This is a genomic window from Duganella flavida, from assembly GCF_009857445.1.
GTDB classification, from domain to species: Bacteria; Pseudomonadota; Gammaproteobacteria; order Burkholderiales; family Burkholderiaceae_D; genus Rugamonas; species Rugamonas flavida.
On the sequence record NZ_WWCN01000002.1, the window covers coordinates 347,822 to 367,105 of the forward strand.

General features: G+C 60.5%; 14 protein-coding genes. 11 read left to right on the top strand and 3 right to left on the bottom strand.

What is annotated here, in order from left to right; genetic code table 11:
* The first annotated feature begins 34 nt into the window (after positions 1-34).
* Entirely contained in the window at positions 35-970 is a 936-nt protein-coding gene (locus GTP46_RS03945; protein WP_161005313.1) for a choice-of-anchor A family protein, read from the top strand.
* On the opposite strand, the gene GTP46_RS03950 is transcribed toward GTP46_RS03945, so the two are convergent.
* Entirely contained in the window at positions 930-1,589 is a 660-nt protein-coding gene (locus tag GTP46_RS03950) for a TetR/AcrR family transcriptional regulator (protein WP_161005314.1), read from the bottom strand. The two genes, GTP46_RS03945 and GTP46_RS03950, sit on opposite strands and share 41 nt — an antisense overlap.
* The gene (locus GTP46_RS03955) at positions 1,577-3,004 is read right to left on the bottom strand and encodes an aminotransferase-like domain-containing protein (protein ID WP_161005315.1); all 1,428 of its coding nucleotides are present in this window, start codon (positions 3,002-3,004) and stop codon (positions 1,577-1,579) included. Before GTP46_RS03955 ends, GTP46_RS03950 begins: the two co-directional genes overlap by 13 nt.
* 177 nt (positions 3,005-3,181) lie before the next feature.
* Between GTP46_RS03955 and aptA the strand changes: the two genes are divergently transcribed.
* Genes aptA through GTP46_RS04005 form a run of 10 tightly spaced genes read left to right on the top strand, consistent with a single transcriptional unit; the run spans position 3,182 to position 17,076 of the window.
* Complete coding sequence (gene aptA, locus GTP46_RS03960) at positions 3,182-4,498, top strand: omega-aminotransferase AptA (protein WP_161005316.1); 1,317 nt, start codon at positions 3,182-3,184, stop codon at positions 4,496-4,498.
* Between the two features lie 11 nt (positions 4,499-4,509).
* Positions 4,510-5,625 (top strand): alanine dehydrogenase, encoded by a 1,116-nt coding sequence (gene ald / locus GTP46_RS03965; protein WP_161005317.1) that lies wholly within the window; start codon positions 4,510-4,512, stop codon positions 5,623-5,625.
* Positions 5,626-5,645: 20 nt separating this feature from the next.
* Positions 5,646-7,139, top strand: coding sequence for a CoA-acylating methylmalonate-semialdehyde dehydrogenase (locus GTP46_RS03970; protein ID WP_161005318.1), 1,494 nt, complete (start codon positions 5,646-5,648; stop codon positions 7,137-7,139).
* A gap of 16 nt (positions 7,140-7,155) precedes the next feature.
* Positions 7,156-8,511 carry an NAD(P)-dependent oxidoreductase gene (locus GTP46_RS03975; RefSeq protein ID WP_161005319.1) on the top strand — a complete coding sequence of 452 codons (1,356 nt, stop codon included), beginning with the start codon at positions 7,156-7,158 and terminating at the stop codon, positions 8,509-8,511.
* 13 nt (positions 8,512-8,524) lie between these two features.
* A complete protein-coding gene (gene preA, locus GTP46_RS03980; RefSeq protein ID WP_202414119.1) occupies positions 8,525-9,820 on the top strand; it encodes an NAD-dependent dihydropyrimidine dehydrogenase subunit PreA in 1,296 nt (431 codons plus the stop codon).
* 50 nt (positions 9,821-9,870) lie between these two features.
* Complete coding sequence (locus GTP46_RS03985) at positions 9,871-11,355, top strand: NCS1 family nucleobase:cation symporter-1 (RefSeq protein WP_161005320.1); 1,485 nt, start codon at positions 9,871-9,873, stop codon at positions 11,353-11,355.
* Positions 11,356-11,365: 10 nt separating this feature from the next.
* Positions 11,366-12,760: a dihydropyrimidinase gene (hydA, locus tag GTP46_RS03990; RefSeq protein ID WP_161005321.1), complete on the top strand. Its 1,395-nt coding sequence runs from the start codon at positions 11,366-11,368 to the stop codon at positions 12,758-12,760.
* 10 nt (positions 12,761-12,770) lie between these two features.
* Entirely contained in the window at positions 12,771-13,997 is a 1,227-nt protein-coding gene (locus tag GTP46_RS03995; protein ID WP_161005322.1) for a Zn-dependent hydrolase, read from the top strand.
* 59 nt (positions 13,998-14,056) lie between these two features.
* Entirely contained in the window at positions 14,057-15,727 is a 1,671-nt protein-coding gene (locus GTP46_RS04000) for a putative bifunctional diguanylate cyclase/phosphodiesterase (protein WP_161005323.1), read from the top strand.
* Entirely contained in the window at positions 15,724-17,076 is a 1,353-nt protein-coding gene (locus tag GTP46_RS04005; protein ID WP_161005324.1) for a tetratricopeptide repeat protein, read from the top strand. The genes GTP46_RS04000 and GTP46_RS04005 overlap by 4 nt, the downstream gene beginning before the upstream one ends.
* Here GTP46_RS04005 and GTP46_RS04010 read toward each other — a convergent pair.
* On the bottom strand, positions 17,065-19,269 hold the full coding sequence (locus tag GTP46_RS04010; RefSeq protein ID WP_161005325.1) for a prolyl oligopeptidase family serine peptidase: 2,205 nt from the start codon (positions 19,267-19,269) through the stop codon (positions 17,065-17,067). The genes GTP46_RS04005 and GTP46_RS04010 overlap by 12 nt on opposite strands.
* Positions 19,270-19,284: the final 15 nt, after the last annotated feature.

The window sequence follows — 19,284 nt, forward strand, 5'->3', positions numbered from 1 at the left end:
TGTGGGTAAGTTAAATTGCTCACGGGGAAATCACATGGCTGCTAGCATCAAAACCGCTGTAACTGCTGTTGCTTTGACTCTCGCTTCGCTGGGTTCCGCGCAGGCTGGTGTGCTCGACCTGAGCTCGCTGATGGGCGGCGCCAATGTGTTCTCGTACACCAATTTCAGCGCCCCGAGCGCGGACGTGGAAGGCTCCATCGTTGCCGCCGGCAACGTTTCGGTCAGCTCTTACACCGTCAACCTGAAAAACAAAGATGCCTACGGCCACTACGCGCTGATCGCGGGTGGCAACCTGACCTTCAAGGGTGGCGACATCCTGAACGGCGACACCTATGTCGGCGGCACCAGCAAAATCACCAATGCCACCACTGCCACGCCGGTACAGGGCGGAAAATCGCCGGTAAACTTTGCCAAGACCGAAGCGTCACTGAGCCAGACTTCGCAATCGCTGTCCAAACTTGCCACCACCAGCACTGCGGTCGAAAAATGGGGCGGCGTCTACATCACCGGTAGCAAAAAGTCGGTTGAGATCATCGACATCAATGCCAGCTCGCTGAAAAACAGCACCTACTTCGATATCTCGGGCATGTCCAAGGGCGCGACCCTGATCGTCAACGTGGCCGGTAGCTCGGCGCTATTCCAGGGCGGCTACCAGGCGTTTGATGGTTACAACGTGCTGTTCAACTTCAGCGATGCGACTTCGCTCGCCTTCAACACCGGCGCCAACGTCAGCGTCCTCGCACCTAAGGCTGTAGTGAGCGGCGGCCAGGGCGTCATCAACGGCAACGTAGTGGTCAACGCGTGGTCCTCGCAAGTGCAGATCAACGCCAGCAACTACTTCAAAGGCATCAACGTGAATGGCTACGTCTCGGCTGTGCCGGAACCGGAAACCTATGCCATGCTTCTGGCCGGCCTGGGCATGATCGGCTTTACGGCGCGTCGCCGCCAGAAGGCAACGGCGGCACGCTGATCGCTGCCAGTACCATATCGACGATGACCTTCTCGGCATCGTCGAAGTCTTTTTTGGTCAGCTGTTTGCGGTTCAGGACCAGCGCCATTTGGGCCGAGAAGTCCGCATAGGACTGCGTCATCGCCCAGATCGCAAACAGCAAATGCGTCGCATTGACCGGCGCAATCTTCCCCGCAGCGATCCACTGCTCAAACACCTCGATATCCTTGCGCACCAGCGGCACCACGCGGCTCTGGATCTGGCCGCCGTACAGCGGCGCACCGCTGATCACTTCCATCGCATACACGCGCGAGGCCCACGGATTCTCGCGCGAGAATTTCAGCTTGGCTTGCACGTAGGTACGCAGCACTTCGCGCGGATCCTGGTCGGCCGCCGCCAGGCTTTCCATGCGTGCCAGCCAGTCGTCCAGTACTTCGTCCAGCACGCGCTGATACAGGGCTTGCTTGGTGGGGAAGTAGTACATCAGGTTCTGTTTCGATAGGCCGGCATTTTCCGCCACGGTGGCGATGGAAGTGCCCTCGTAGCCGCATTCGGCAAACACGCGCACGGCTTCGGCGGTGATCTCGGCTTCCAGCTTGTCGCGGTTGAGCAGACGGCGATTGATTTTTACGGTCGGCATAGGCGTCCCAGGAAATTCAGCAGTTGTGGGTGGTCTGCGTAAGCCACGTTGAAACGGAACCAGATCGATTCCGGCGCGCGCAGCATGAAGAAGTCGCACGGTGATAGCAGGATGCCGTGCTTGAGCGCTAAGTCGGCGATGGTCTTGCCATTCCATTCGGCAGTGGGCGCATCGCGCCAGCCGGCACTGACGAACATGCCGCCGCGCGGCCGCGCCAGCAGCTCCATCTCAGCGTCGCGCAAGCTGGTAGCGGCGCGTTCGCGGGCGGCGTCCAGCTGCGTCACCAGCTTGTCCACCATGCGCTTGTAGGGGCGGGCGGTGATGGCGTGGTAGACGGCGCGCTCGTTGATTTCGGAAGTGGTGAGGCCGGCCAGCATTTTCACGCGCAGCAGCTCAGGGATCAGTGAGGCAGAGGCGCAGATCGAACCCACGCGCAGCACCGGCGACAGTGTCTTGGAAAAGCTGCCGACGCGGATCACGCGTCGCAGTCCGTCCATTGCCGCCAGCGAGGCTTCGCCGCGCGGCGCCAGCTCGCGATAGATATCGTCCTCCACCAGCCAGAAATCGAACTGCTCGGCCAAGGCGAGCAAGCGGTGCGCCTGCGCCGCGCTGAGCGAGGTGCCGAGCGGATTTTGCAGCACCGTGTTGACGAACATGAGTTTTGGCTGCGCTTGCGCCGCCTGCTGCGCCAGCAGGTCCAGATCGAGTCCGTTTTCACCGCGTGGAATGCCGACCGCGACGCAGCCGTGGTGGCGTATCAGCGACAGCAGGTTGCTGTAGCCGGGATCTTCCACGAACACCGTGTCGCCCGGCTTGGTGAGTGTGCGCAGCACCAGATCGAAGGCATGGGTGGCGCCGTGCGTGAGCAGGATTTGCTCCGCCTCCACCGGGAATAGCTCGTCGCTGAGTGTCGCCGCCATCTGCTGGCGCAAAGTCGGGAAGCCGAGCGGATGGCCGTAGCCGCGCAGACGGTTGGCCGGGATACGCATGGCCTGCCGCACGGCGTCGAGAATGGTGTCCTCGCCATACCACTCGGGTGGCAGCCAGCCCGCGCCCACCGGCAGCGCTTCGGACACGCCGGAATACAGCTCGGGCGTGAGCGCATCGATGGCGTGCGGCGTAGCCTGCATCGCGGCCGGCAGCAGCGTGGCCGGCAAATCCTGCCGCGCCACAAAATAGCCGGAACCTCGGCGCGAGGATAGCAGTCCAAGCGTTACCAGCCGGTCGTAGGACTCCACAACTGTAAAGGTACTGACACCATTACACTTTGCAAACTGCCGTACAGAAGGCATCTTGGTGCCAACACGCAACTCACGGCGCGCGACCATGCTGCTGATCGCCGCAACGATCTGCTCGACCAGGCTACCTTTCTGCCTGCGCTCAATAGCGACGCAGGGCCAACTTCCTTCTTCCATCCTCAACTCCAAAACTGTAGTGTTTTTGTTGCCAGTACGGTTGGACAGTTTGATGAAATGTGTATCTGTGCCATAGTTGTCCTGCTGTCTATTATTGCATCATCATTTTGCCAACTGGTAAATTTTTTTACGGTCTGTCAAAAAAATCCGAAAGCAGTTGTTTCATAGGAGATGTGCATGAACGAGTCTCGCCCCGAATCGATGGCGTCCTTCTGGATGCCGTTCACGAACAACCGCGATTTCAAGCAGAACCCACGTCTACTGGTATCGGCGGAAGGTATGTACTACAAGGACGTCGACGGCCGCAGCATCCTGGATGGCGCGGCGGGCTTGTGGTGTGTGCCTTGCGGCCACGCGCAACCGAAGATTGTCGCCGCCGTGCGCGAGATGGTCGGCCAGCTCGATTTCGCACCGACCTTCCAGATGGGCCACCCGGCCGCGTTCGATCTCGCCGAAAAGCTGATGGAGTACACCAACCACCGCTACGGCCATGTGTTCTACACCAACTCCGGTTCTGAAGCGGTGGATACCGCGTTGAAGATGGCGCTGGCGTATCACAAGGCGCGCGGTGAAGCGAGCCGCACGCGCCTGATCGGGCGTGAGCGCGGCTACCACGGTGTTGGCTTCGGCGGCATCTCGGTGGGTGGCATTGCCGGCAACCGCAAGCCGTATGGCGTGATGCTGCCGGGCGTCGATCACCTGCCGCACACCCATAATCTCGATAAGAACGCCTACACACGCGGCGAGCCGGAACACGGCGCCAACCTGGCCGATGAACTGGAGCGCATCGTCGCACTGCACGACGCATCAACCATCGCGGCGGTGATCGTTGAGCCGGTGGCTGGTTCCACCGGCGTGCTGATTCCGCCGAAGGGTTATCTCAAGCGCCTGCGCGAACTGTGCACCAAGCACGGCATCCTGCTGATCTTCGACGAAGTGATTACGGGCTTCGGCCGTTTGACCACGCCGTTCGCCGGCGACTACTTCGACGTTGAGCCGGACATGATGACCACTGCAAAAGGTCTCACCAACGGCACCATTCCAATGGGCGCGGTGTTCAGCAAAAAGCATATCCACGACGCCTTCATGGATGCACCGGCCGGCATTGAACTGTTCCACGGCTACACCTACTCGGGCCACCCGGTTGCTTGCGCCGCTTCGCTGGCCACGCTGGAAGTATTCAAGGAACAGAAGATCCTCGAACACGCAGCTGGTATGGCCGAGTACTGGGCCGATGCGGTGCATTCGCTGAAAGGCCTGCCGCACGTGATCGACATCCGCACCATTGGTCTGATCGCCGGTATCGAGCTGGCGCCGATTGCAGGCAAGCCCGGTGCACGTGCCTTCGCCGCCTTCAAGCAGGCATTTGAAGACGGCATCTTGATCCGCGTGACGGGCGATATCATCGCGCTGTCGCCACCGCTGGTGCTGGAGAAAAAGCACATCGATGAATTGTTTGGAAAGCTGAGGGAAGTACTTAAAAACCTAAACTGAAGGAGACAACCATGCTGGTCGGCGTCCCAAAAGAGATTAAGAACCAGGAGTCCCGTGTTGGCCTTACCCCGGCCAGTGTCAAGGAACTCGTTTTGCGTGGTCATCAAGTACTGGTACAACAAAACGCTGGCGCGGCCATCGGCCTTTCGGATGCGATGTATGAAGCATCCGGCGCCAGCATCGTCGCCGAGGCGGCCGAGATTTTCGCCCGCGCCGAGATGATCGTGAAGGTGAAAGAACCGCAGCCGCAGGAATGCGCGATGCTGCGCCAAGGGCAGATCCTGTACACCTATTTGCATCTTGCGCCGGACCCGGAGCAGACCCGCGCTTTGGTCAAATCCGGTGCGGTTTGCCTCGCGTACGAAACCATCACCGGGGCAAACGGCGGCTTGCCGCTGCTGGCGCCGATGAGCGAGGTGGCGGGGCGCATGTCGATCCAGGCTGGCGCTGCGCACCTTGAAAAATCCAAGGGCGGCATGGGTTTGCTGCTGGGCGGCGTGCCGGGCGTGGCGCCAGGTCATATCGCGATTATCGGCGCCGGCGTGGTCGGAACCAATGCCTTGCAGATGGCAGTTGGCATCGGCGCGCGCGTGACGATTTTGGATAAGAACATCGACCGCCTGCGCCAGTTGGACCTCGTGTACGGCAACCGCATCTCCACCATGTTCTCCAACGCGCACTCGATCGAGGAAGCGGTGCTGGATGCGGACCTGGTGATCGGCGGCGTGTTGGTGCCGGGAGCAGCGGCGCCCAAGCTGGTGACCAAGGCCATGATCGCGCGCATGAAGCAAGGCGCGGTGGTGGTGGACGTGGCGATCGATCAAGGCGGCTGCTTTGAAACATCGCACGCCACCACGCACGAGCAGCCGACCTATGTGGTGGATGGCGTAGTGCACTACTGCGTGGCGAATATGCCGGGCGCAGTGGCGCGCACCTCGACCTTCGCATTGAACAACGCAACGATAGGCCACGCAGTCGCGCTGGCTGACAAGGGCTGGCAGAAAGCGCTGAAAGCCAACCCGCATTTGAAGAACGGTTTGAATGTCTGCCAGGGGCACGTCACTTACGAAGCAGTGGCGCATGGTCTTGGCTATACCTATGTAGACGCGGACAGCCTGTTGGGCTGAACGTTTTTTGAAAGAGCATTATGGATACCATCACCCATTTCATCAACGGCGTTACCGTCGATACGCAAAGCGGCCGCCATGCAGACGTGTTCAATCCAGCATTGGGTGAACCGGTAGCCAAAGTGGCGCTGGGCACGGCGGAAGAAGTTGACGCCGCCGTGCGCGCCGCTGAACAAGCATTCCCTTCGTGGTCCGCCACGCCGCCGCTGACGCGCGCACGCGTGCTGTTCAAGTACCTGCAACTGTGCCAGCAGCACACCGACGAATTTGCGGCGCTCATCACGCGCGAGCATGGTAAGACTTTCGCCGATGCGCAAGGCGAAGTGGCGCGCGGTATCGAGATGGTGGAATTTGCGGTCGGCATACCGCAAATGCTGAAGGGCGAATTCACCGACCAGATCTCACGCGGCATCGATGCGTGGTCGATGCGCCAATCGCTGGGCGTGGTGGCCGGCATCACGCCGTTCAACTTCCCGGTGATGGTGCCAATGTGGATGTTCCCGATTGCCATCGCATGCGGGAATACTTTTATTTTGAAGCCTTCGGAACGCGATCCGTCGCCGTCGCTGCTGCATGCACGTTTGTTGAAAGAAGCTGGCCTGCCGGATGGCGTCTTCAATGTCGTGCAAGGCGATAAGGTTACGGTTGATGCGCTGCTCGACCATCCAGTGGTGCAAGCCATTAGCTTCGTCGGATCGACGCCGATTGCTGAATACATCTACTCGCGTGGCAGTGCAGCGGGCAAGCGCGTGCAGGCATTGGGTGGAGCGAAAAATCATATGGTCGTCATGCCGGATGCAGATATGGAGATGACGGTGGATGCGCTGATGGGCGCAGCATTTGGCTCGGCCGGCGAGCGCTGCATGGCCATCTCTGTGGTCGTCGCAGTTGGCGATGCCGGCGACAAGATTGTCGATGCACTGGCAAAGCGCACCGCTGCACTGAAAGTGCGCGACGGTATGGCAGGCGATGCCGAAATGGGGCCTGTCGTTACCAACGCAGCCAAGCAGCGCATAGAGCGCTTGATAGGCGAAGGTGTTGAGCAAGGCGCGAAACTGGTGGTCGATGGACGCAATCTCAAAGTGCCTGGACGCGAGAACGGCTTCTTTGTAGGCGGCACTTTGTTCGATCACGTCACGCCGGATATGACGATCTACAAGGAAGAGATTTTCGGACCGGTGCTATGCATGCTGCGCTCTCCTGATGTGGGCAGCGCGGTGGAACTGATCAACCGCAATGAGTACGGCAACGGCGTAGCGATCTACACGCGCGACGGCGGCGTGGCGCGCGAATTTGTGCGGCAAATTCAAGTCGGTATGGTAGGTGTGAATGTGCCGTTGCCGGTGCCGATGGCGTTCAACAGTTTTGGTGGGTGGAAGCGCAGCCTGTTCGGCGACCACCACGCATATGGTCCGGAAGGTGTGCGTTTCTACACGCGCCACAAAGCAGTGATGCAGCGCTGGCCGAATACCGCCAGCGCTGGCGCAGAATTTGCATTCCCTCAGATGAAATAAATAACCTGGAACTATCATGATTCTCGAATCGCTTAGCTACCTGCCGAAATCGAAGGAAGCCAATGAATCACTGGCGAAACACTTCACTGACCTTGCGCCTGCGTTGAATGCGAGGCAGGCTGCCATTGAAAGCTCGCGCTGCCTGTATTGCTACGATGCGCCGTGCACGCGCATCTGCCCATCGGACATCGATGTGGCGAGTTTTATCCGTAATATCCACGATGAGAATATCAATGGCGCCGCAGCCGGCATCCTGAAACAGAACATCCTTGGAGGCAGCTGCGCGCGCGTCTGTCCGACCGAAATCCTGTGTGAGGACGCCTGCGTGCGCAATCACGATGCGGAAGGCCAGCCGGTGAAAATCGGCCTGCTGCAGCGCTACGCCATCGACAACATGAAGTTCGAAGAGCATCCGTTCCAGCGTGCCGCATCCACTGGCAAGAAAATCGCCGTGGTAGGCGCAGGCCCCGCAGGCCTGTCGTGCGCGCACCGCCTGGCCATGCTGGGCAACGACGTGGTGATCTACGAAGCCAAAGAAAAATCCGGCGGCCTCAATGAATACGGCATCGCCAAGTACAAATTAACCGATAACTTCGCGCAGAAGGAAGTGGACTTCCTGCTACAAATCGGCGGCATCACCATCAAGCATGGGCAGACATTGGGTGGCAATGTGCAGCTCAAGGATTTGCACGCGCAATATGACGCAGTGTTCCTCGGCCTTGGCCTCGGCGCCAGCAAGCAAATGGGCCTGACCGGCGAAGATGCTCCGGGCCTGCTGGCCGCCGTCGACTACATCGCCGCACTGCGCCAGTCGGACGATTTGAGCAAGCTGCCGGTGCCATCGCGCGCCATCGTCATCGGCGCTGGTAACACAGCTATCGATATGGCGGTGCAAATTCAGCGCCTCGGCGCGGACGAAGTGACGCTGGTCTATCGCCGTGGCTTCGAAGCCATGAGCGCCACCGAACACGAACAGCACATCGCAAAAGAAAACCAAGTCCGCATGCGTACCTGGGCGCAGCCGCAGCAAGTGTTGCTGGATGAGACGGGCCGTGTGCGCGGCATGCGTTTTGAAAAAACGGCGGTGGTGAACGGCCGCCTGTCCGGCACCGGTGAGACCTTTGAAATTGCAGCTGACGCGATCTTCAAGGCTATCGGCCAAAGCATGGACGCAACGAGCATCAGCGATCCGCTGGCGAAAACGCTGAAACGCGACGGTGACAAAATCCACGTCGACGATCAGTTCCGCACAGTCCTGCCGCGCATCTACGCCGGCGGCGACTGTGTGGCGCCTGGACAGGATCTGACCGTGCAAGCGGTCCAACATGGCAAGCTGGCGGCACACGCCATCCATGCCGATATCAACGTTTGAAGGAGCCTGAATCATGGCTGACCTGAGCATAGAATTTTGCGGTATCAAGTCCATCAATCCATTCTGGCTGGCCTCCGCGCCGCCGACGGACAAGGCCTATAACGTGGTGCGCGCATTTGAAGCGGGATGGGGCGGTGTGGTGTGGAAAACGCTGGGCGAAGATCCTGCTGCCGTCAACGTGTCGTCGCGCTACTCGGCGCATTACGGCAAGAACCGCGAAGTCCTCGGCTTCAATAACATCGAGCTGATTACCGACCGTTCGCTGGAAATCAACCTGCAAGAGATTACGCAGGTGAAGAAGGACTGGCCGGATCGCGTCATCATCGTGTCGCTGATGCTGCCGTGCGAAGAAAAACTGTGGGCCGACATCATGCCGCTGGTGGAAGCTACCGGCGCAGATGGCATTGAACTGAATTTCGGCTGCCCGCACGGCATGCCGGAGCGCGGCATGGGCGCGGCAGTGGGGCAGGTGCCGGAGTACGTGGAAATGGTCACGCGCTGGTGCAAGCAGAATACCAAGCTGCCGGTCATCGTCAAGCTCACACCGAACATCACCGACGTGCGTGCACCGGCGCGTGCAGCGAAAGCTGGCGGCGCGGATGCGGTTTCGCTGATCAACACCATCAACTCGATTACGCATTTGGATCTAGACCAGATGGTGGCCTTCCCGATCGTCGGCGGCGCCAGCACGCACGGCGGCTATTGCGGTTCTGCCGTGAAGCCGATTGCACTCAATATGGTGGCCGAGATTGCGCGCGATCCGCAGACGGCGGGCCTGCCGATTTCCGGCATCGGCGGCATTGGCAACTGGCGTGACGCGGCGGAGTTCATGGCGCTCGGTGCTGGCTGCGTGCAGGTCTGCACAGCCGCCATGCTGCACGGCTTCCGCATCGTTGAAGAGATGAAGGATGGGCTGTCGCGCTGGATGGACGAGAAGGGCTACAAGAACATCAGCGACTTCTCCGGCAAGGCGGTGCCTAACACCACCGACTGGAAATACCTGAACATGAATTATCAGGTCATCGCGCAGATCAACCAGGACGACTGCATCAAGTGCGGCCGTTGCTACGTGGCGTGCGAAGATACGTCGCACCAGTCGATCAACCAGCTGATCGACGCGGCCAGCGGCGTGCGTACGTATGAAGTCAACAAAGAAGAATGCGTTGGGTGTAATCTGTGCGAGATCACCTGTCCGGTGCAGGGCTGCATCACGATGGTGCCGCAGGATACCGGCAAACCATACATGAACTGGACGCAGGACCCGCGCAATCCGCGCGCGGAAAATGTCAAGGTGGTTGAAGCAGCTTAGGTACGGAACTTGCAGCGTTAAAGGTACATATAACCTTTTTGGAGAACGCCTTGAGCACAGAATCATCTGGCAGCACGCAACTCTGGAACGAAGACCTCGCGCCGACAACGGCGGCACAGCGCACATGGCGTTGGTATCACTTTTCCGCGCTGTGGGTTGGCATGGTGATGTGCATACCGGCCTACACGTTGTCGGCCAGTTTGATCGAGGGTGGGATGTCCGGTTACCAGGCCGTGTTGACGGTGTTTCTTGCTAACGCCATCGTGCTGCTGCCGATGCTGTTGATCGGCCACGCAGGCACCAAGTACGGCATTCCGTATGCGGTGCTGGCGCGTGCTTCGTTCGGCACCGCCGGTGCGCGTCTGCCGGCGCTGATGCGCGCCATCGTCGCTTGCGGATGGTATGGTATCCAGACTTGGTTCGGCGGCTCGATGATCTACACGCTGCTGGGCGTGATGGCGGGCGGCGATATCGGTGGCGACAAGATCGCGGGTCTCGGCATCAACGGCGGCCAGTTGCTTTGCTTCCTCGCGTTCTGGGCCATCCAGTTCTACTACATCGTGCACGGCATGGATGCGATCCGCAAACTGGAGACCTACACCGCGCCGCTGAAGATTGTGATCTGCTTCGTTTTGCTGGCCTGGGTGCACAGCAAGGCTGGCGGTTTTGGTGAGCTGCTGTCCGCACCGTCGCAATTTGTGGAAGGCGGCAAGAAGGCCGGGCAGTTCTGGTCTACCTTCTGGCCTTCGTTGACGGCGATGGTAGGTTTCTGGGCTACGCTGGCGCTGAACATTCCCGATTTTACCCGCTTCGCTAAAACGCAGCGCGACCAGGTGATCGGCCAGACTGTCGGCCTGCCGGTGCCTATGGGGTTGCTGGCCGCACTGGCGGTGATCGTGACCTCGGCCACGGTGGTTTTGTATGGCAAGGCGATCTGGGATCCGGTTGAGCTGTCGAGCCGCATGACTGGCGCCGCCGTGCTGGTGGCCTTGCTGATTCTGCTGATCGATACGGTGTCCGTCAACCTCGCCGCCAACCTGGTCGGCCCGGCCTACGACTTCTCGGCGCTGGCGCCGAAAACCATCAGCTACAAAACCGGTGGCTACATCACCGCAGGCATCGCCATCCTGATGATGCCCTGGAAGATACTGGAATCGACCCAGGGCTACGTCTTCACATGGCTGATCGGCTACTCGGCGCTGCTCGGTCCTATCGCCGGTGTGCTGATTGTCGATTACTACTTCGTGCGCAAGACGGAGTTGAACGTCACTGAACTGTATCGCGAAAACGGCCAGTATTCGTACGGGAACGGTTGGAATACGGCGGCGTTGGTGGCGTTTATCATCGGCGTGGTGCCGAATATCCCTGGCTTCCTGAATGCCGCTTTCCCGGCCTCCTTCCCGGATGTGTCGGAAACGTTTAAAACGATTTATACCTATGCATGGTTCGTCGGCATTGCCATTTCGGCTGCCGTGTATGGGCTTATGATGAAAGGGAAGACCGTGCCCGCAGTGCGCGCGCCGGCTCACCCGTAAGGAGACGCTTATGAAAACAATCATCCGTGGCGGCACCGTAGTCAATGCCGATCGCGCTTTCCGTGCCGACGTGCTATGCGACGGCGACAAGATCATCGCAGTTGGCGAGAGCCTGGACGTACCGGCCGGCGCCAAGGTGATCGACGCCGGTGGCCAGTACGTGATGCCGGGCGGGATCGATCCGCACACGCACATGAACCTCCCGTTCATGGGCACGGTGACGCAGGATGATTTCTACACCGGCACCGCCGCAGGCCTGGCCGGTGGCACCACCACCATCATCGACTTTGTGATTCCAGCGCCGAAGCAGAACCTGATCGAGGCCTATCACCAGTGGCGCGAGTGGGCCAAGAAGTCGGCCAGCGACTACACCTTCCACGTGGCGATTACGTGGTGGGACGACACCGTGCACCGCGATATGGGCATCCTCGTGAAAGACCACGGCGTCAATAGCTTCAAGCACTTCATGGCGTACAAGAATGCCATCATGGCGGATGACGAAACGCTGGTGAAGAGCTTCCGCCGCTGCCTGGACCTGGGTGCGATGCCGACCGTGCACGCGGAGAACGGCGAACTGGTTTATCAGCTGCAGCAGGACCTGCTCAAGCGCGGCCTGACCGGGCCAAGTTCGCATCCGCTATCGCGGCCACCGGAAGTGGAGGCGGAAGCAGCCAACCGTGCCATCGCCATCGCCAACGTGTTGCATACGCCGGTGTACATCGTGCACGTCTCGTGCGAGGAGTCGCTGGAAGCCATCACGCGCGCCCGTGCGCACGGGCAGCGCGTGTATGGTGAAGCGCTGGCCGGCCACCTGATCGTGGACGACAGCGTGTATCAGAGTGACGACCTGGAATTCGCAGCAGGCCACGTGATGAGCCCTCCGTTCCGCAGCAAGCATCATCAGAAGGCCTTGTGGCAAGGGCTGCAAGGCGGGAACCTGCACACCACCGCCACCGACCACTGCACCTTCTGCGCCGAGCAGAAGGCGGCCGGCAAGGACGACTTCACCAAGATCCCGAACGGCTGCGGCGGCGTGGAAGACCGCATGTCGGTGATCTGGGACGAGGGCGTGAATTCCGGTTTGCTGACGCCATCGGAGTTCGTCAAGGTGACGTCCACCAATGCGGCACAAATCTTCAACATCTATCCGCGCAAGGGCGTGATTGCGCCAGGAGCGGATGCGGACGTGGTGGTGTGGGATCCCGAAGGCACGCGCACCATCTCCGCACTGACGCAGTTTGCAAAAGGCGGCTTCAATGTATTTGAAGGCCGTACCGTGCGTGGCATCCCGAGCACCACCCTGTCTGCCGGTAACGTCGTGTTCCATCGCGGCGTGCTGATGGCAGTGGAGGGCGCTGGCCGCTATATCAATCGCCCGGCGTTCAAAGCAACGTCGGCGCGCTAAGGAGTTTAAGATGAAAATTAATGGTGACCGCCTGTGGGCATCGCTGATGGAGCTGGCCAAAATCGGCGCAACGGAAAAGGGCGGCGTCAAGCGACTGGCGCTGACGGACCTTGATAAACAAGGCCGCGACCTTGTTGTCGGCTGGGCCAAGGATGCCGGCCTGTCGATCACGATCGACCAGATTGGCAATGTCTTCATGCGCCGCGATGGCACCAACAACGCGCTGCCGCCAGTGATGACCGGTAGCCATATCGACACGCAGCCGACCGGTGGCAAGTTCGATGGCAATTACGGCGTGCTGGCCGGCCTTGAAGTGGTGCGTACGCTGAACGACCTCAAAATCAAAACCGAGGCGCCGATTGAAGTCGCCTTCTGGACCAACGAAGAAGGCTCGCGCTTTGTGCCGGTGATGATGGGCTCCGGCGTGTTCTGTGGCGCGTTCTCGCTGGAGACGGCGTACGCGGCGCGCGATGTCGATGGCAAGTCGGTTGGCGAAGAACTGGATCGGATCGGCTACAAAGGCCAGCAAGTTCCGGGCGATCATCCTATTGGCGCTTACTTTGAAACCCACATCGAACAAGGCCCGGTGCTGGAAGACGCCGACAAGGTAATCGGCGTGGTGCCCGCGGTGATGGGCCTCTCGTGGTACGACTGCGTGGTGACTGGCATGGAAGCCCACGCCGGCCCAACGCCGATGCACCTGCGGAAGGACGCGATGCAAGTCTCAACCCGCATCATGCAAGAAGTGGTGGCCATCGCTAACCGCTATCCGCCGTATGGACGCGGCACGGTGGGCATGGTGCAGGTGTTCCCGAACAGCCGCAACGTGATTCCGGGTGAAGTCAAATTCAGCATCGACCTGCGCAACGTAAACGATCAGCTGCTCAACACCATGCATGAAGAGATGCTGGCCTTTATCGACAAGACGCGCAGCGAAACAGGCTTGAAGATTTCTATCGAGCGCGTTTCCTACTATCCGCCATGTCCATTCCACCCGGAGTGCGTGGACGCGGTGCGCAGCGCCACCGCCAAGCTGGGATATTCGACCATGGACGTGGTCTCCGGTGCAGGACACGACGCCATCTACGCCGCGCGCCTGGCGCCGGCCGGCATGATCTTCGTGCCATGCAAGGACGGCATCAGCCACAATGAAATCGAGGATGCCAAGGCAGAGCACCTGGAAGCCGGCTGCAACGTCTTGCTGCACGCCATGCTGGAGCGCGCGCGCGTCGTTTGACCTCAGGGCGGCTGGGGCGCATACTGGTAGTTTCATATCGGATCCTGGCCGCTTTCATCATGCAAGACCCATTGAAATCCCATACCGAAGCGCTGCAGGCGGCATGCCTGACGGCCACGCTGGAAAGCATCTCGGATGCGGTCCTGATGCTCGGCCATGATTGGGAAATCCGCTACATGAATGGTAATGCGGCACGGCTGACGAAAGTCGTGCGCGAGGAAGTGCTGGGACGCTGCCTGTGGGACGTCTTCCCGGAAGCTGTGGGCGGTCCATATTACCGCGCCTATCACAAGGCGGTAGACACCAACGAGCAGGTGTCGTTCGAGGAACACTACGCGCCGCTGGATTTGTGGACCGAGATTCGCGCCTATCCATCCGAAGAAGGCCTGACCATCTACTTCCGCGACATCAGCGACCGCAAGGCGACGGAGGCGGAAATCCATCGCATGGCCTTCTACGACAAGCTGACCGGCCTGCCGAATCGCCAGTTGCTGCTGGATCGTCTTGAACACGCGCTGGCACTGGGCCAGCGCACCGGCCGTCCCGGCGCCACGCTGTTCATCGACCTTGATCACTTCAAGAGCATCAACGACACCCGCGGGCATGACAAGGGTGACATCCTGTTGCAGCAAGTAGCCGACCGGCTTGATGCGGCGGTACGCAGCTGCGATACCGTGGCGCGTTTCGGCGGCGATGAATTCGTGGTGCTGCTGGAAGACCTGGGCACGGACGCGCCGGCGGTGGCGCGCGACATCGCCTCCAAGCTGCTGCAGGCGTTCCATGCGCCGTTCAATGTGGACGGTGTTGAGCATTACAGCACACCGAGTATCGGCGTAGCGTTGTTCGGGCGCGAACGATTGGGCATTGAAGAGGTGCTGAAACGGGCCGACCTGGCCATGTACCAGGCCAAGGCGGCTGGCCGCAACAACGTGTCGTTCTTTGATCCGGCAATGGAGGCGCGCGTGTCGGCGCGCGCGATGCTGGAGACTGACATGCGGCGCGCGCTGGCGAATCAGGAATTCGAGCTGCACTACCAGCCATTGGCCACTATCGACGGCAAGCTGGCCGGCGTGGAGGCGCTGCTGCGCTGGCGCCATCCACAGCGCGGGATGGTGCCGCCGGTGGAGTTCATCCCGGTGGCGGAAGAAACCAACATGATTCTGCATCTCGGTTGCTGGGTGTTGATGGAAGCCTGCGGCTTGCTGTCGCGCTGGGCGGACGATGAGCGCACGGCGCGATTGGAGATGTCGGTCAATGTCAGCCCCGTTCAATTCCATCGGCCGGACTTTGTCGAGCAGGTGCTGGATGTGCTGAAGCAAACCGGCGCGCGGCCGGACCGTCTGCGGCTTGAGCTGACAGAGAGCCTGTTGATCAAGGACGTCGAAGGCACGATCCAAAAGATGCAGCGCCTGCGTGAGGTGGGTGTACGCTTTGCGGTGGATGATTTCGGCACCGGTTATTCGTCGCTGTCGTACCTGCATCGCTTGCCGCTGTCGCAATTGAAGATCGATCGCTCCTTCATTTGGGACGCGCAGAAGGAAGGCCACGGCGCCGCCATCGTGCGCATGATTGTCGGCCTGGGAAAAACGCTGGGCATGTCGGTGCTGGCCGAAGGTGTGGAGACGCCGGAGCAGCTGGCGTTTGTGATGGATGAAGGCTGTCATTACTACCAGGGCTATTTGTACAGCAAGCCGCTGCCGGAAGACCGGCTGGCTGTGTTTTTCTCATGACGCATACAGATCCACAGCAACTCTACCTCGATGCCAATCACCATATGGCTGCCGGCGACCTCGCAGCGGCGGAGGCGTGCTATCTGCAGGCGCTGGAACTGCAACCGTGGCATGCGGCTGCGCGGGCGAATCTCGGTTATCTGAAGGAGCTGCAGGGCGCTGTGGGGGAGGCGGAGTTCCACTATCGACAGGCGATTGCGCTGATGCCGGATCACGCGCAGCTACAGCAGAATCTTGGTGCGCTGCTGTTGAAGGAAAAGCGCTTTGCGGAATCGGAGGTGGCCATGCGCGCGGCGGTGGAGCTGGCGCCCGACTCGCCGACGGCGTGGAGCCAGCTTGGCGTGCTGCTGGTATGTACGCATCGCGAGCAGGAAGGTGAGGCGTGCTACCGGCGCGCGCTGGCGTTGGAACCGGATCATGCGCGGGCGCAGTTCAATCTCAGTTACCTGCTGCTGCGGCAGGCGCGCTTTGAAGAGGGCTGGCGCATGCTCGATGCGCGCTGGCAGTTCGACCACTTCCCACTGTCTTTCGATTGCCCGTTCTGGGAAGGCGAGCCGCTGGACGGCAAGTCCATTGTGATCGGGCTGGAGGCGGGGCATGGCGACATGATTCATTTCTGCCGTTATGCCGCGCAGCTGAAGGCGCGTGGTGCGACGGTGTCGGTAGTGTGCCATCCGGCCTTGCGGCGCTTGTTCGCCACACTGCCGGGTGCAGACCATGTGTACGCGCTGGGCGAGGCGCTGCCGGGAGGCTGGGATTATTGGACGCGGCCCATGCGTTTGCCGGGAGTGTTCGGCACCACGATGTCGTCGATTCCAGCGACGGTGCCGTACCTGCACGCGCAACCGGAGTTGGCGGCTCATTGGCACGAGCAACTGCCGCAGCAAGGCTTGCGCGTCGGTCTCGCGTGGCGCGGCAACGGTAACTTCGAAAATGACGCAGACCGTTCACTGCCATCGTTGATGACGCTCGCGCCGCTCGCTGCGGCGCAAGTGCATTTCGTCAGCCTGCAAAAAGGCGCGGGCGAGGCGGAAGCGCTGTTGCCGCCAACGGGCATGTCGCTGCATCCGATCGGATCGCAACTGGGCGATTTCGCCGACACTGCCGCCGTCATTGCCAATCTCGATCTGGTGATCAGCGTGGACACGGCCGTGGCGCACCTCGCCGGCGCGATGGGCAAGCCATGCTGGCTGCTGCTGCCCGACTATCGCTGCGACTGGCGATGGATGGCAGATCGCAACGACACGCCGTGGTATCCCACCATGCGCCTGTTTCGCCAGCCGCGCGACGGCGGCTGGACGCCGGTCATCGCGCAGTTGGCGGAAGCGCTGGCGGCGTTACGGCTTTAGTGCATATTCCGGCTGGCCAAATTGCCATAGCAGGAAGGCGAAAATATCCGCACGCTCCGCGAGTTGCTGCTGTTTGGTGCTGCCAATGCCGTGGCCTGAATCGTAGTCCACCCGTAGCAATACCGGCTTGCCGCTGGTGCTGGCCGCAAGTACGCGCGCAGCCAGTTTGGCGCTGTGCCAGATTTCCACACGGGGATCATTGAAACCGCCGTACACCAGCAGCGCTGGATACGCGGTGCCATCTTTGACATTGGCCAGTGTGCTCATCGCCAGCAAGGCCTTGAATCCAGCGTCGGTTTTAACGCTGCCGAATTCCGGGATGTTGGTCACCCCGTTGGAGGTGAACTCGAAGCGCAGCGTGTCGTTGACGCCGACGGCGGAGACCACGGCGGCAAACAAGTCGGGGCGCTCCGTCATCGTCCGTCCAACCAGGATGCCGCCTGCACTGCCGCCGTAGATGCCCAACTTGGCCGGCTTGCTATAGCCCTGTGCAATCAGGTACTCGGCGCAGGCGATAAAGTCTTTCCAGGTGTTTGGCTTGGTGGCCTTGTAGCCGCCGCGATACCACTCTTCGCCAAACACGCCGCTGCCGCGCGGATTTGCCACCGCCCAGATGCCGCCGCGATTGAGCCACGCCAGCCGATATAGCGAGTAGCGTGGCTCCTCGGTCATGCCGTAGGCGGCGTAGCCGTATAGCAGGGTGGGATTGCTGCCATCCAGCTTGGTTCCCTTGCGATAGATGATCGACATTGGTACCAGCGCGCCGTCATGGCTGGGCACCAGCACTTCGCGTGTCTCAATGTCGGAGGGGGCATCGTAAGGACCAATCGGTTGCAAGCCGGTGTTAGTCACAGTGCCATCCGCCGCCACGCTGTACAGCTGGCGCGCCTGCGTCCAGCTTTGCAAGTCCAGCACCACGCCGGGGAAGCGCGGATTGGCTGCGCCGCCGTTACTCTCCATTTCATCGAGTACAAAAGTGCCATCCAATGGCAGCTTCACATCTTGCTGGCGGGCGCCGGCCTGGTAGTCCAGTTTGGACAAACGCTTGATATTGCCCTCGCGTGATTCGATATACAGTGCGTCGGCAGCCGCGCCGATACTGACGATCACGCGTTTGCTTTCTGCGATCAAGGTTTCCGGTATGGCGCCGGGCTTCGTCACATCCAGCACCTTGACCTCCGAGCGTGGCGCTTTTTTGTGGGAGACCAGGTATATCTTGTCGTTCATGTAGACGACATTGGTGGTTTCGTCCTGATAATCGATCAGCTTACGCCAGGGAGGCTTGCCTGCCTTGACGTCGGCTGCACTCGCCACATACATCTTGCGCTCGCGCTGCACGCCGTTGACGACGCTGGCGAACACCCAGCGGCCGTCGGCACTGGTGTCGGAGAAAGGCGTCTCTTCGGCGCGCATGTCAATGCCGGGTGTTTGGTCGCTGATCAGCGGCGCCGGCGCCAGTTTCGCGTTCGGCAGATCGACGCGCCATACCGCTGCGTGCAGGAATTTATCGGTCGCTGGCGCGCCGGGCTTGAGTGCTTGCAGGCGGATGAAGTGCAGTGATTTGCTATCGGGCGCCCAGTCAGGCCAGCCGAAGTCCGCACGGGTGATCGGCTTGCCGATATTGCGGCCAGTGCGTACATCCAGCAAATACAGGCTGGCGCTCTCGGAACCCTGCTGCGACAGGCCGTATGCAATATAGCGTCCATCCGGCGAAGGCATGGAGTAATTGATGGCGTGTGGCTTGCCGGTGCGCTTGGCGATTTTGTCCGGATCGACCAGCACCACTTCCTTGCCGTTCAGCCCAACGCGCATGCATAGCTTGAACTGGTTATCGTTGGCGCCGCGATTTTCATAGAACCAGGTGTCGCCGGCCGCGCGATTGACGGCGTAGACGCGGCCCGATACTGAGGCTTCCAGCTTGCTCAGGTCAGCCAGCAGCGCATCGCGGCCATTGATGTGGTTCAGGGTTTTGTAGGCATGGTCGCTGTGGGCTTTGATCCACGTTGCGACTTCTGTGTTCTTGACGTCTTCGAAGTAGCGGTAGTTATCGCTGATGGTGGTGCCGTAGTAAGTGTCGTCCACTTTGCGCACCGCTGCGGTGGGCAGGTTGTCCGCCAGTGTCGGCAGCGCCATGAGAGCCAGCAGGGCGCCCGTGTACCAGCGCAGGATTAGCTTGTTGCAAGCAGTAGCCATTGAAACCTCCGAGTC

Excerpts from the sequence above, each read along its gene's own strand:
- preA (WP_202414119.1), top strand. The coding sequence starts at position 8,525 with ATGGCTGACCTGAGCATAGAATTTTGCGGTATCAAGTCCATCAATCCA.
- GTP46_RS03950 (WP_161005314.1), bottom strand. The coding sequence starts at position 1,589 with ATGCCGACCGTAAAAATCAATCGCCGTCTGCTCAACCGCGACAAGCTG.
- aptA (WP_161005316.1), top strand. The coding sequence starts at position 3,182 with ATGAACGAGTCTCGCCCCGAATCGATGGCGTCCTTCTGGATGCCGTTC.
- GTP46_RS04005 (WP_161005324.1), top strand. The coding sequence starts at position 15,724 with ATGACGCATACAGATCCACAGCAACTCTACCTCGATGCCAATCACCAT.
- GTP46_RS03995 (WP_161005322.1), top strand. The coding sequence starts at position 12,771 with ATGAAAATTAATGGTGACCGCCTGTGGGCATCGCTGATGGAGCTGGCC.
- GTP46_RS04000 (WP_161005323.1), top strand. The coding sequence starts at position 14,057 with ATGCAAGACCCATTGAAATCCCATACCGAAGCGCTGCAGGCGGCATGC.
- hydA (WP_161005321.1), top strand. The coding sequence starts at position 11,366 with ATGAAAACAATCATCCGTGGCGGCACCGTAGTCAATGCCGATCGCGCT.
- GTP46_RS03975 (WP_161005319.1), top strand. The coding sequence starts at position 7,156 with ATGATTCTCGAATCGCTTAGCTACCTGCCGAAATCGAAGGAAGCCAAT.
- GTP46_RS03955 (WP_161005315.1), bottom strand. The coding sequence starts at position 3,004 with ATGGAAGAAGGAAGTTGGCCCTGCGTCGCTATTGAGCGCAGGCAGAAA.
- ald (WP_161005317.1), top strand. The coding sequence starts at position 4,510 with ATGCTGGTCGGCGTCCCAAAAGAGATTAAGAACCAGGAGTCCCGTGTT.
- GTP46_RS03970 (WP_161005318.1), top strand. The coding sequence starts at position 5,646 with ATGGATACCATCACCCATTTCATCAACGGCGTTACCGTCGATACGCAA.
- GTP46_RS03945 (WP_161005313.1), top strand. The coding sequence starts at position 35 with ATGGCTGCTAGCATCAAAACCGCTGTAACTGCTGTTGCTTTGACTCTC.
- GTP46_RS04010 (WP_161005325.1), bottom strand. The coding sequence starts at position 19,269 with ATGGCTACTGCTTGCAACAAGCTAATCCTGCGCTGGTACACGGGCGCC.